This window comes from Paenibacillus sp. P32E, assembly GCF_001909085.1.
Lineage (GTDB): Bacteria > Bacillota > Bacilli > Paenibacillales > Paenibacillaceae > Paenibacillus_AQ > Paenibacillus_AQ helianthi.
The window spans coordinates 141,005-153,525 of record NZ_LVYY01000011.1 but is presented as its reverse complement, the minus strand read 5'-3'; the positions used below and the strand labels follow the sequence as shown (position 1 = coordinate 153,525).

General features: G+C 49.6%; 16 protein-coding genes. 6 read left to right on the top strand and 10 right to left on the bottom strand.

The window, feature by feature from the left end:
• Positions 1 to 12: 12 nt before the first annotated feature.
• From A3848_RS12190 to A3848_RS12170, 6 genes are all read right to left on the bottom strand, one after another.
• The gene (locus A3848_RS12190; protein WP_074085204.1) at positions 13 to 360 is read right to left on the bottom strand and encodes a DUF1048 domain-containing protein; all 348 of its coding nucleotides are present in this window, start codon (positions 358 to 360) and stop codon (positions 13 to 15) included.
• The gene (locus A3848_RS12185) at positions 357 to 665 is read right to left on the bottom strand and encodes a PadR family transcriptional regulator (protein ID WP_279629243.1); all 309 of its coding nucleotides are present in this window, start codon (positions 663 to 665) and stop codon (positions 357 to 359) included. The genes A3848_RS12190 and A3848_RS12185 overlap by 4 nt, the downstream gene beginning before the upstream one ends.
• Positions 666 to 895: 230 nt before the next feature.
• Positions 896 to 1,081, bottom strand: coding sequence for a hypothetical protein (locus tag A3848_RS12180; RefSeq protein ID WP_074085202.1), 186 nt, complete (start codon positions 1,079 to 1,081; stop codon positions 896 to 898).
• A gap of 191 nt (positions 1,082 to 1,272) precedes the next feature.
• Positions 1,273 to 1,446, bottom strand: coding sequence for a hypothetical protein (locus A3848_RS32285; protein WP_178381983.1), 174 nt, complete (start codon positions 1,444 to 1,446; stop codon positions 1,273 to 1,275).
• A 98-nt stretch (positions 1,447 to 1,544) separates the two neighbouring features.
• Entirely contained in the window at positions 1,545 to 2,084 is a 540-nt protein-coding gene (locus A3848_RS12175; protein ID WP_074085201.1) for a hypothetical protein, read from the bottom strand.
• Between the two features lie 84 nt (positions 2,085 to 2,168).
• Positions 2,169 to 3,071: an ArsR/SmtB family transcription factor gene (locus A3848_RS12170; protein ID WP_074085200.1), complete on the bottom strand. Its 903-nt coding sequence runs from the start codon at positions 3,069 to 3,071 to the stop codon at positions 2,169 to 2,171.
• 150 nt (positions 3,072 to 3,221) lie between these two features.
• Here A3848_RS12170 and arfA point away from each other — a divergent pair, with 150 nt between their 5' ends.
• Positions 3,222 to 4,730, top strand: a complete 1,509-nt coding sequence (arfA, locus tag A3848_RS12165) for an arabinosylfuranosidase ArfA (RefSeq protein WP_074085199.1) — start codon at positions 3,222 to 3,224, stop codon at positions 4,728 to 4,730.
• A gap of 67 nt (positions 4,731 to 4,797) precedes the next feature.
• Here the strand turns inward: arfA and A3848_RS12160 are convergent, their stop codons facing one another.
• Both A3848_RS12160 and A3848_RS12155 read right to left on the bottom strand, forming a co-directional pair.
• Positions 4,798 to 5,487 (bottom strand): LrgB family protein, encoded by a 690-nt coding sequence (locus tag A3848_RS12160; RefSeq protein ID WP_074085198.1) that lies wholly within the window; start codon positions 5,485 to 5,487, stop codon positions 4,798 to 4,800.
• Entirely contained in the window at positions 5,484 to 5,894 is a 411-nt protein-coding gene (locus A3848_RS12155) for a CidA/LrgA family protein (RefSeq protein WP_074085197.1), read from the bottom strand. The genes A3848_RS12160 and A3848_RS12155 overlap by 4 nt, the downstream gene beginning before the upstream one ends.
• Positions 5,895 to 6,210: 316 nt before the next feature.
• On the opposite strand from A3848_RS12155, the gene A3848_RS12150 reads away from it, so the two are divergent.
• On the top strand, positions 6,211 to 6,594 hold the full coding sequence (locus A3848_RS12150) for a winged helix-turn-helix transcriptional regulator (protein WP_074085196.1): 384 nt from the start codon (positions 6,211 to 6,213) through the stop codon (positions 6,592 to 6,594).
• A 98-nt stretch (positions 6,595 to 6,692) separates the two neighbouring features.
• On the opposite strand, the gene A3848_RS12145 is transcribed toward A3848_RS12150, so the two are convergent.
• Positions 6,693 to 7,085: a YkvA family protein gene (locus A3848_RS12145; protein WP_083612100.1), complete on the bottom strand. Its 393-nt coding sequence runs from the start codon at positions 7,083 to 7,085 to the stop codon at positions 6,693 to 6,695.
• Between the two features lie 135 nt (positions 7,086 to 7,220).
• Here A3848_RS12145 and A3848_RS12140 point away from each other — a divergent pair, with 135 nt between their 5' ends.
• Positions 7,221 to 8,309, top strand: coding sequence for a low temperature requirement protein A (locus tag A3848_RS12140; protein WP_074085195.1), 1,089 nt, complete (start codon positions 7,221 to 7,223; stop codon positions 8,307 to 8,309).
• A 105-nt stretch (positions 8,310 to 8,414) separates the two neighbouring features.
• Here A3848_RS12140 and A3848_RS12135 read toward each other — a convergent pair whose 3' ends face one another.
• Positions 8,415 to 9,386 carry an acetylxylan esterase gene (locus A3848_RS12135; RefSeq protein ID WP_074085194.1) on the bottom strand — a complete coding sequence of 324 codons (972 nt, stop codon included), beginning with the start codon at positions 9,384 to 9,386 and terminating at the stop codon, positions 8,415 to 8,417.
• 102 nt (positions 9,387 to 9,488) lie between these two features.
• Here A3848_RS12135 and A3848_RS12130 point away from each other — a divergent pair, with 102 nt between their 5' ends.
• The 3 genes from A3848_RS12130 to A3848_RS12120 all read left to right on the top strand — a co-directional run bounded on the left by A3848_RS12130 (position 9,489) and on the right by A3848_RS12120 (position 12,512).
• Positions 9,489 to 10,334 (top strand): sugar phosphate isomerase/epimerase family protein, encoded by an 846-nt coding sequence (locus A3848_RS12130; protein WP_083606710.1) that lies wholly within the window; start codon positions 9,489 to 9,491, stop codon positions 10,332 to 10,334.
• A gap of 158 nt (positions 10,335 to 10,492) precedes the next feature.
• On the top strand, positions 10,493 to 11,599 hold the full coding sequence (locus tag A3848_RS12125) for a glycosyltransferase family 4 protein (RefSeq protein ID WP_083606708.1): 1,107 nt from the start codon (positions 10,493 to 10,495) through the stop codon (positions 11,597 to 11,599).
• A 145-nt stretch (positions 11,600 to 11,744) separates the two neighbouring features.
• Complete coding sequence (locus A3848_RS12120) at positions 11,745 to 12,512, top strand: SGNH/GDSL hydrolase family protein (RefSeq protein WP_074085192.1); 768 nt, start codon at positions 11,745 to 11,747, stop codon at positions 12,510 to 12,512.
• The last annotated feature ends 9 nt before the right edge of the window (positions 12,513 to 12,521 follow it).

Sequence of the window (12,521 nt, the reverse complement as noted above, 5' to 3'; positions counted from 1 at the left end):
GGTATCCTCCTCCTATTCACGTAATTTTTTAGCGATATTGTTGTTGAGCTGCTCCCGCCATTTGTCGCGATAAGACTTTGCCTCTTCTTCACCGGCCAGCGCAGAACAGAAGCCTTTGATATCGTCACCCAAAACCTCTTGGACACTCTGACCGTCCGCCGCCGTTTCTTCAAGCAGGCCAAGCACATCGTCAAGAATCGGCATGAGGTTGCGACCGGTGAAATCGGAGTGCGTCCAAAGATTGGCTTTAATTTTCTCCCATGCCGCCTGATAATCAGCCGGCAGTTTTTGGGTTCGCGCTTCAAACATTTTGAATTCTTTAGTCATGTCGCTTCCGGTGATTTTTTCCCAAAAGTTCATTGTTTTCTCTCCTTTAACTCGTTAATTTTTGAGGATACGAACTCCCACTTTTCCCAGAACCTCTGAAGTTCCTCTCGCCCCGCATCGTTGATCGCAAAGAACTTTCGCGGCGGTCCCAGTTCGGAGGGCTTCTTGGTGATCTCCACCAGCTTATTTTTTTCAAGCCGGATCAGGATGGTATACACCGTTCCCTCCACAACATCTGTGAAGCCGAGAGCGTTCAGCTGCCGCGTAATTTCGTAACCGTAAGTTTCTTTGCGGCTTATAATTTCAAGAACACAGCCTTCAAGCGACCCTTTGAGCATTTCCGTTAGATTTTCCAGCACAATCACTCCTTGCTATTCTGTACCACTGGTATGCAGTATTACTTAGTACTGCTATAAAGTAACACGTAGTAGTTGAATTGTCAATAACGTTTGCTCTGAAACGGATTTGACATTCAATTATGCTGCCCGATAAGGAATAATATCAAAAAAAACATAACCCGCGGGTTATGTTTATCATTCTGGAAGCCTTCAAATACGCTCCCTATGGATTAGTTTTTGTCCTGCTGTTCCTTAAGCAGCTGTGTTAACGACTGTCCATCATGCTGCCTTCTTAGCGTCTCCAGCTTCATGTCGCTGCGTACGCCAAAGTCCGAACCGTACTTTTTCTCAAGGTTGCCTACAAGCGCGTCTCCGCGCTTTTGCCGATACCGTCCGTTCTCGTTCCGACTCCGCATTAACGATTCCTCCCCGCAAAATGGATTGCCCAGAGACCTGTGAAATCTGTAATGAACTGGAGAATGAAGGCATGACTTCGATGTACCTATTTTCAGTATACGTTATTAACCATTTGGTTCTCAATATGAATCCGTATCAAAAAAAAACAGACTACCTTCGCGGGTAGTCTGTCAGAAGACAGCATGCTGCTTTAGTTCTTGGGGAGCGGATCAGGATGGGAGGTTTCCGCAGGTTTAGCTACCCAGTCATCGGCCTCCGGCTCAATGTCCACGCCATTTTCCATCTTTTTGCGTTCCGCGAGGGAATCGCCTTGTTTGCTTTCTTTATTGCGGATGTCCGCTTCATTTTTGATATGATCTGACATGTGTGATATCCTCCTTTGCATAATGCTTTGCAGGTTAATGGGTTACTTCAGTTATAGTTACCCATTGAACTGTTTTGCAAACATGCTTTCTGTGAAGATCAGGGATTCCGGTCTGCCATCCGGTCCTGCCAGCGATCAACCAGAGCGTGCGACTCCTTCAGGGCAGCCTCACGGCCGTCAGCGGAAAAAGTCATGATGATGTCCCCCGCTGAACCTGTAGGCTCTCCTTTATTCAACAAGACATACAGTTCACTGTAGGAGCTCTGAACTGTGTATGAGGGACCGATCAACAAGCTCCAATGCTTATAGTCTCCGCTGGCAAACACCATTCCGATGACTGAAGAAGGATCGCCCTTCGCTTCCGCACAAGTCGCTAAGCCAAATTCAGGGGACAACCTGCATCTCTCCAGCACCTTGCCGTTTATTGTTATTTTACCTATGTAACTTTTGGATTTCTCATCAAATACTCCCTTGAGCAGCAGGGTCACAGGCTGAGAGTATTCCGGATTCTTCTCCTTGTAGGCAGTAACTGTAATCTCGCGGTCCACATGAAATACCTTGGGGGCACTGACAAAACCGTATACAATAATTCCCGTCAGGGCGAGGACAGCGATGATGCCGTATAGCCACTTTCTCACCTGTGCCACCTCCATATTCTGAAAAGAATAGCGCTCACGCACCATTTTTTAACCATATATGAAAGGTTATGGAGGGGCAAGGGTTTATTCGTAATACACTCTAAATACAATATCCTGCTCATAGTTTCCGAAGCCATGTCCGAACAGAGTTAATCCGCCTCGTCTTCGGGTGCTGTCCTCCGCGGTCAACCGGAAACTCCACTGATCCTGCTGCCAGCACACATCGTCCAGAGTCACTGCAGAAATCTGCTGTCCGTCTATGTAACTGCCGCCCTTATTGATTCTCAGCACCTTAAGCAGTCCATATTGATTCACCTCTGCATTCCACCAGGATGGGGTCAAGCGCCCCCGCATCATACCGAAGTCGCCGGGACTGGTCCACTTGCCTAATTCAACCCCGTTCAGGGTAAACGTTATATCCGAAGGCCATTTCTCGTTCACATGCGGAGCTTCCGAACCCATCTCCATCGAAATTTCAATTTCCTGCACCGTCTGATCCATAAAAAGATAATTTGGCACCTTGTACTCGACATAACCTTTGGCAAACCAGAGAATCCCGGCATCCACCCGTTCCGGGTCCAGAAAATAGCGCGGGTCATCATAATAGCCGATCAGTTTCTCCGTTGTGGCGATGCCGCATGTAGGTGCTGCCTGCAAATCCGTATATTGTCCGACGGGCACCGATACCTCCACTACTTTTCTGGAAATTCCGCGTGAGCCTGATAGCTTAATCTGTAAAAAATTTGCCGACAAGGAACAATATTTGTAGGTTCCGCTGCCGATTCTTTTCATTTGCGAGCTGACGATCCCGGCCCTTTGCAGCTTGGCGACATGAGAGCTTACGATCGCACTGCTCAGATAGAGGGTAGAAGCAAGCTCCTTGATATGCATTTCCCGGACACTAAGCAGATCAATTATCCGTAACCTTACTTCGCTGGCCAAGGCTTCATACACCTTTAGCGATTCAGCATTCGTTGTTAAGTACATATTCAGCAGCCTCCAAACCATAAGGATTAGCGAATTTATTAATCCTGAATTTTTATATTGCTAAGTATACCGGATGATTCGTATGATGTAATTAATAAAATTAATACTCAATTAATATTTATATTAATTCTGCAAAGGAGCAATTCATTTATGACTATTAAAGCATCTATGATTGTCGACAAAGACTTCCAGCTGGCAGAGGTTGACCCCCGCCTTTACGGTTCGTTCATCGAGCATCTAGGCCGGGCTGTATATGGCGGAATCTATGAACCCGGACACCCTACGGCAGACCAGAATGGATTTCGGCAAGATGTTCTGAATGCTGTCAAGGCACTGAATGTTCCGATTATCCGTTACCCGGGCGGTAACTTTGTCTCCGGCTATAATTGGGAAGATGGAGTTGGCCCCAAGTCAGAACGCAAGCAATCGCTGGAATTGGCCTGGTGGACCACCGAAACCAATCAAATGGGCACGAATGAATTCGCGGAATGGGCCAAGCTGGCGGGTTCCGAGGTCATGATGGCTGTGAATTTGGGCACCCGTGGCATTGATGCCGCCAGAAATCTGGTTGAATACTGCAATCATCCTTCCGGTTCCTATTGGAGCGACCTGCGGATCTCCCACGGGGTAGAAGCTCCTCACCGTTTCAAAACCTGGTGCCTCGGCAACGAAATGGACGGACCTTGGCAAATCGGGGCTAAAACCGCTGTAGAATACGGACGGCTTGCCAATGAAACCGCCAAAGCTATGCGCTGGGTGGACCCTTCGCTGGAGTTCGTTGCATGCGGAAGCTCGGGAAGTGATATGAGCACTTTTGCCGAATGGGAAGCAACCGTTCTCGATCTGACTTATGACAATGTGGATTTCCTGTCGCTGCATACCTACTACAACAATAATGTGGGTGACACCGCCAATTTCCTGGCCAAGTCACTGGATCTGGACCAGTTCATCGACAGCGTGGCAGCGATTTGCGATTATATCAAAGCAAAAAAGAAGAGTAAAAAGAAAATTTATCTGTCTTTGGATGAATGGAATGTGTGGAAATCGCAGGGGTCAAGCCGGATGGAGACGCATTGGCAGGTTGCCCCGCCGGAATTTGAGGATGTCTATAATATGGAGGATGCGCTGGTTGTAGGCTGCTGCCTGATCAGCCTGCTGAAGCACGCGGACCGGGTGAAGATGGCTTGCATCGCCCAGCTGATCAATACCATCGCACCGATTTCGACTGAAAACGGAGGCCCGCTGTGGCTCCAGACCACCTACTATCCTTACATGCATGCTTCTCTTTACGGCCGGGGAACGGTGCTTCATCCGCTCATTTCCAGTCCGAAATATGATTCCAAGGATTTTACGGACGTCCCTTACCTGGAAGCAGTGAGTGTATATAACGAGGAGCTCAGCGAGATTACAGTTTTTGCTGTAAACCGCCATTTGACTGAAGGGATGGAGTTTACCGTGGATCTCCGCAGCTTCGGGAAGACTACAGTCATTCAGCATACCGTTATGGATCATAAAGATCTTCAGGCGGCAAATACCAAGGCAAGTCCGGGCAACGTGCTTCCGCATGACCGGGGAACAGCTTCGGCAGAGGACGGCCGTATCACCGCCCTGCTGTCCAAAGCTTCATGGAATGTAATCCGGCTCCGTGTAGAAAATTAAGAGGCAACTATAAGAGGCAACTTTTAGTGATTTTCCAGGGGTTTTTCAGGGATTCTTTAGTGGAGCTTTAGTGGTACATGACCCAGGCCACTAAAGGCCCCACAATGGAACCTACGATGGCACAGACCGTCATAGCTACCGAGCTCATGGACACTGACTGCTCACCGTACTCCAGGGCTTTTGCTGTACCCAGGGCGTGAGAGGCAGTACCCAGGCCAATGCCGATACCGGATTCACTGCGGATTCTGAACAGCTTGATAATATAGGGTCCGCCAATGGCTCCGGTAAATCCGGCAATCATCACAAATACGGAGGTTAAGGACGAGTCACCGCCGAGGTTGCTGGAAATCTGGATCGCTACGGCTGTCGTAATGGATTTGGGCAATATCGAGAGCACATACAGTTTGGAAAAGCCCAGGCCTGCGGCCATCAGCAGTCCACTGAACATACCTACCAGCAGGCCGATAACCGTCCCGCCGAGAATGGCCGGAAGGTTCTGCCACAGCACATGGCGCTGCTTGTAGAGCGGATAGGCAAGAGCAACAACTGCCGGCCCGAGCAGGCGGTTGATCCATTCTCCGCCGATCATATAGGTGTCATAGGAAATATGGAAGCCAAGCAGGAGAACTACTACTGTAAACGTCGCAGTCAGTGCCGGCAGAAGCACGGGAAGACGAAACCTTTTGTAGAGCATGGACATAAACAGATAGATCCCAACATTCATCAGAACGAAGCCGGCAGCAAGCAAAATATTCATGCTTCGCTCCCCTTTTTGCGCACAACCGTAAGTTTGGTGGGGTTGCTGCGGGCTTCGCGGCGGCCCGTAATCCACTCGCTGGCATGCGCCGTCACAACCATGGTCAGTACACTGCTAATAACCAGTATGCCAATCATCAGCAGCCCGCGGCCGCTGAATATATCCAGGTGGTTCATAATTCCGGCAGTCGCCGGGATGAAGAACATCGGAAGATAGGCCAGAATGAACAAGGATCCTTCTTCAATCAGCTTCACTGGCACAATGTTGAACAGCAATAAAACAAAAAGAAGCAGCAACCCGACAATGCTGCCCGGGACCGGCAAATGCAGCAGTTTCTGCAAGTAATCTCCGGCAAGAAAGAATATGTACAATACTGCAACCTGGGCAATAATACGAATGATTTTCATACTGTAGGAATCCCTTCAATCTTGAGATGATAATCCGTTAAAAAGCTCACTTCAATAGACTATCAGAATTTTCAGCAAGTTTTCAATTCTTTTTCGAAGCTTTTATGTATTTTCAGGACTATCGCACACCAAAAAACTGCTTTGCAGGAAGGCACGTTGCAGAACGGAGCCGCCGGCAGAGCAGTTTTTTCCACTTAGAGCACATTTGACTATATGAGGTTTACACATTTATATTAGGAGATATATTATCGCTTATGAAGTACACACATTATTGTGATGTAGTATACAAAATGATACTGAAGGAGTGGCACTGTTTATGCGTGACCGTAAAGGCGGATTCGGTGAATGTTCAGGGGACGATAAGACCGCCTGCCCTGTTGAGTTCACTCTTGACGTTATCGGCGGCAAATGGAAGGGTGTGCTGTTGTACCACATGATGGAGGATAAGAAACGGTTCAGTGAATTCCGCCGGATCTGTCCTGGAATCACCCAGCGCATGCTGACTCTGCAGCTGCGCGAGCTGGAAGAGGATGGCGTTGTCCACCGCGAAGTCTATCAGCAGGTTCCCCCAAAGGTGGAATACTCCCTGACGGAGTTTGGCCGCACGCTCATTCCTATTATCCGGCTAATGAAGGATTGGGGCGAAGAATATCAGAGCAAACAGCTCTCCAAAGAAAGCAGTCCGGTGGAGAGTGTGTGAGGTGCAGCTTTGGCTGCACCTTTTTTCATAACATCTATATCACGTACACGCAAAGGGATGAACAAGCTATGCAGCCTATGCCTCAATGTGTGGGTTTATTATAAGGTTTCCTGCTCAAAAAATGCCTCTGACTTCTGACGGTGTTCAACGGTTACCTGTCCGGCTATTGCTCTTACCCCTGCCGCAATAATTGCCGCGTCATCGGTAAATCCCAGGCCAATCAGTGCATCCGGAATCGCATCAATGGGGGAAATGAAATAAGCCAGCGCCCCGAAGGCAATTCCTTTAGCCCACAAAGGGGTTTTGGCATCAATGGCACAGTAATACATGGCCACCGCGTCTTTGGTAAACGGGATTTTTCCGGCAAACTTTCGGGTCTTGCTCCAGAAGCCTTTTTTCACAAGCTGTTCATTCTTCTCACTGTATGGGTAATTCTCCACTGCAAGTTCTGCAGGAAGCTTGCTACTGTCCTTCTCCTTCTCCATCTCCATCTGCGAGTTCCTCCTTTAATACTTAGACTGCCTTGCGTTCACCCGGAAAGAGCCTTTATTATAACATATAACCCGGAACGTTCCGTGTAAACAGTCGACAGACCCGAAATCATCCGATCAGCAAAGGAGCGTTATATGACTGCAAAAAAAGTAACCTGGCTGGAGCTCTTCTATGATCTTTTATTTGTGGCCGCCGTGTCCAAAGCCAGCCATGTGCTGCTGCATGTAGAGGACGAAACGCTCTCACTTCCGACACTGGGCAAATTCGTGCTGATTTTTATCCCCATTTGGTGGGCCTGGGTGGGACAGACGCTATTTGTCAACCGCTATGGGCAGGATATTGTCTCTCACCGGATTTTTCTGATTATCCAACTATTCTTTGTGTTAATTATGACGGCCAGCCTGTCCTTGGATTTCGATCAGACCTATTATTCGTTTCTGATAGGCTACGTTGGCCTCCGTGCAATGACTGCAGTACAGTATCTTTTCGTTCGTTCCAAGGAGAATGGGCATCTGAGGGCGACCGCTCATTATTTGGGGACCCGTTTTTGGGTGGGGCTGGTGATTTCCGCCTGTTCCCTGTTCTTCGATTCCTGGGTCCGTTACCTGGTGCTGTACGCGGGGATCGCCCTCGACATTCTCCTGCCATTACTGGGACGAAAAATACTGGTCAAAACTCCGGCCAATACACATCATCTGCTGGAGCGTTTCTCCCTGTTTGCGCTGATTTTGCTCGGGGAATCTGTGGTCAGCATTCTGTCTGTGCTGCAGTCGAGCGTCTGGACCCTGCAATCTGTCGGCTTCGCAGCCCTGACCTTTGTTCTGATCATCGCCATGTGGTGGCAGTACTATGACAACCTGGAGAAAAAAGTGGATAAAAATGTCCATACCGCCGGACAGACGATCATTTACGGACATTTGTTCATCTTTCTGTCGCTATGTATGCTGGCTGCCTCGATCCAGCTGCTGTTCCTGAACAAGCTGCATTATGAACTGATGCTGAATCTGATCTTTGGCTCTGTACTACTCTATTTCGCTTCCACAACCATGGTCTTTCATGTCTACCGGCATAAGCAGCATCAGCTGGGAATCGTTCATCTGGGAGTGCTGACAGCGATCCTCGCCTGCTTTTACATTCTGGACGTGGTGGTTCATGTGCCGAATGTGATGATCATGGGAGAACTGGCGCTGTTCTTTGCCGTCTATGCCAAAATCACAACCTAAAGTCATGTCCTCCTTAACCGGTTAAATAGCTTCTCAAAAGACAAGGGGCGCCACAGCTGCAGATGCTGTGGCGCCCCTTAGTGCTCACACTAACCTCTTCCCGTTCTAGCGTTCCGCCTGACCCAGATGCTTCTGCAAGAAGAGAACCTTCTGGCGGTTATGGTATTCACTCACTTCATGTCCGGAAAATGGATAGTCCATAATCTGCTTATCCGTCTCCAGACGGTTGTAAGCGGCGTATACGGTTTCGGGCATGCATACCGCATCCTTCCAGCCGACAGAGATAAGAACCGGAGCCGTGATCCGCGGTGCCAGGTTCACGATATCGAAGTAAGCAAGCGTATCCAGCACCTGCTCAAGATGCTCAGGATACCTTCTAACATAAGCGCCGATTTCCGTAAGGGAGCTGGTTGAATTCAACACCCCGAAATCCAGCCGGCACAGGTTGGGAATATCTGCGGCCACAGCGGCGACCCGGGTACTTAGCGCACCTGCCAGCAGTGCAATCCCCCCGCCCTGGCTGCTGCCCGTAATCGCAATACGGGACGGGTCTACTCCCGGAAGCTGTGCCGCCGTTTCCAAAGCCCTGACGGTATCCATGGCGACCCCCATATAATAGGAGCGTTCCTTCTCCAGAAGACCCTGGGTAATCCAGCCCTTTACCACACCGCTCTCCATCGGCAGCCGGTTGCCGGTCTCTCCAAGCTGTCCCCTTACATCCACGGCCAGAACGGAATAGCCTAACAGCACCCATGGGGCGTACCGCTCCGGATAGCCTCTATCACCGGTATAGCCGGGGAACGTAACGATACAAGGAAGCCGTTCCCCGCTCTCTCCAGCCTGTGCAGGCTGAATATGCCAAGCATTGACCCTCGTATCGTCAAAGCTCTGAAAGCTGACTTTGTCCACCCGCATTCCCGGGTACGGCGTCGCTTCAGGAACTGAAATCATATCCAGAGGTTTGCCCGCATACTCCGCAAGGATGCCATCCCAAAATTCATTGACTTTCCCCAGTTCCAAAGTCGGTTCAGGCCGGCAGTTCTCCAGTTCCTGCTTGCGCTGCTCTATCGTGTTCATTACATTCTCTCCTATTCTGTCAGCGCTTTACCATTGCAAGTAACTGAAAGCGCTATTAATATAAAGCTAATACTAATACAAATCCATATTTTTCAAAAGGAGTTGTTTTTCATCCGTTACGGAACTTTAGCCCACACCGCAGGCTGTCTGCCGCTTAAAGAGCTTACAGCTGTGCTTCAAGATTACGGAATCAGTTTTGTCCAGTTGGCTTTGTCCAAAGCCATACAGGATATCGACACCTCTACCGGAAAGCTTAGTCCGGGGCTTGCCAATTATATCGGCGAACAGTTTGACCGGGCGGGTATCCGTATCGGTGTGCTTGGCTGTTACATCAATCCGATTCATCCCGACCCGTCTATCCGCCGGCAGGAGATCGAACGGTTCAAGGAGCATTTGCGGTATGCCCGGCTGTTCGGCGCACCGATGGTCGCTACGGAGACCGGTGAGTTAACCACTTTTGCAGAATTTGAGCCCCATCGGTATGAGGAACTGGGCTGGGAGACCCTCCGGTCCACCGTTCTGGAACTGGCCGAGGAAGCAGAAAAATGGGGAGTGTTCCTTGGGCTTGAGCCTGTAAGAACCCATACCTTATCCACTCCGGCCAAAATGCGCCGGATTCTCGACGAGGTCCCCTCCAGCTCCATAGGCGTAGTCTTTGATCCCTGCAACCTGATCGGAGATCAAGTAGAGCAGCAGGATGAGATCGTAGACGAAGCATTCAGCCTGTTCGGAGACCGGATCATCCTTGCCCATCTGAAAGATATGTATGCCGAGGGTGCCCGTATCCGTCATGGTCAGCCCGGCCGGGGATTATTCCATACGGCAGAGTTCCTGAATAAGCTCCAGGCCCGCAAGCCGATGATCGATGTCTCGCTTGAGGATATTCAAGGCCCGGAAGTCCGCAAGACAGTAGCCCTGCTGCAGAGCCTGAGCAGGCATCCCTCCTAATGCTTCCAGTTCAGTAGCTGTCTGCATTCTCTTCTTAATGTGGGCTGAAGAATTAGTACCTTCAGACCTGGTACTTTTCAGTTTCCGCTGAATAAAATAGTATTCATAATCTGTATTCGCTATTTTGCAGCTTCATTGTAGAAGGGAAGAGATCATCGATGAGGTTTACGTTCCCCATTCTAACCTTGTGCCATGGCGGGGCGCAGCGCATGCTGGTAGAACTCACCAACGGGCTCACCGCCCGGGGCCATGAAGTCGTGATCCTCATGCCTTCCGGTGGCGACATCTCCTATAATGTCCACTCCCAGGTGCTGCGTACGGATCATACGGTGCTGAGAGAGTCCGATTTTCCCGTCAGTGATATGATCGTATCCAATTTCTATACGACTGTCCCGGTATCGGAGGCTGCAAGTCAAAAGGGTAAAGGCATGCATATCCGTCTATCTTTATGTTACGAACCGCTTTTTCTGCCGGAGAACGAGGTATCTTTCCCAACCTATCATATCACTGACAAGCTGCTTGTATTATCCCGGTGGCAGCAGGAATTAATAGCGCTGAGCCATGGCATAACCGGAAGCATTGTGCCTATAGGCATCAGTACGGCGTTTCGCAACCAGCATATCCGCCATATGCTGCAGGAGCCGCTCAATATTACGGCCATCCTGCGCAAGGAAGAGAATGGATTTGCCTCGCACCGTGAGCAGGACTATCTGGTGAAACAGCTTGACATCGTCAAACATAATGCACCACAGGTGAACATCAACTTCATCTGTCCGCCGGATGAATTCTATAGCTCGGTATCCTTGCAGCAGATGAATGACGGTGGAAAATACCGCTTTTTCACCCCAAAGAATGATGAAGAGCTCTGTTATCATTATAACGGAGCTGATATTTTTGTCAGCGCCAGCGCCTTCGATGCCGGTTCTCTCCCAGGACTGGAAGCCATGCGCTGCGGGGCTGCTCTGGTATCCGTATACTCCGGGGGGAATCTCCAGTATGCCCGTCACGGTGATAATTGCCTGCTCTCCTACCGCTATGAGAACCGGCTCGCTCAGGATGTGGTGCGCCTGATCTATGACACTCCGCTCAGAACCCGTTTAGCAGAACAAGGGGAAGCTGATTCCTTGGCCTGGACCTGGGATAACAGTGTAACTAGTCTGGAGCAGGCGGTAATGCGGTTTGTACAGGATATTCCCCAGAATGAGTCAACCCGAACTCCATTATTGCGCCGATTGGCCGGCTATAAATTGCACAAAGGCCAGTAGCCAAATTAAAATGCAGCAGCTGCGTCCGGTTTCACGGATTTCGCAGCTGCTTGTTTGGCGTAACCCGTGACGTTTATACATAGGCAATGCCTTCATGAATGGTTTACACTAAGATTAAGTACAATATAGTTTCGGAGGTGAGACCATGCATAGGAATGAAGGTCGTTTGACAGCTGCAGGGTTTGAGTATAAATATATGGTTAGCGGAGACTCCATCTCGAAAGGTGTAGTCTATGATGAAGGCAGAAGCAAATATGTTATCCTGGAGGATAACTACGTCTCACTGCTGCAAGGGAAGCTGAAGGGAGCATTGCGCAACACCGCCAGGTTTGGCAATACGCTGCTCAAAGGCTTCGGGAATCTGAAACGGGATGTGCTGAAGGAGAAGCCGGATATGGTGCTCATTGAATACGGGGGGAATGACTGCGATTTCAACTGGCAGGACATTGTAAGTCATCCGGAGGCCGAGCATAATCCCAAGACCGATTTCACGGCATTCGAAAGTATGCTCCGGGATATGATCGACTTCCTGAGAAATCAAGGGATCATGCCGATTCTAATGAGCCTGCCACCTCTAAATGCAGATAACTATTTCAAATGGGTCAGCGGAAACAATCCGGCTTCGGAAGAGAGCATTTTGAAATTCCTCGGCAGTGTCACGAAGATCTACTGGTGGCAGGAAAGATACAATTCCACAATCATCAAGGTCGCGGAGAGTACGAAGACGAAAATCATTGATGTCCGCGGCGCATTCCTTCAGCAGCCGGATTATACGGAATTCATCTGCCGCGACGGGATTCATCCGAACCGGGCAGGACACCGCATTATCTATGACAAGGTTCTGGAGTTCATCTCCAGCAGCGAACCTCAGCTCCTGCTGGACAGCAAGGGACAGGCTCTGCACAGCCATTAGAAAAACACC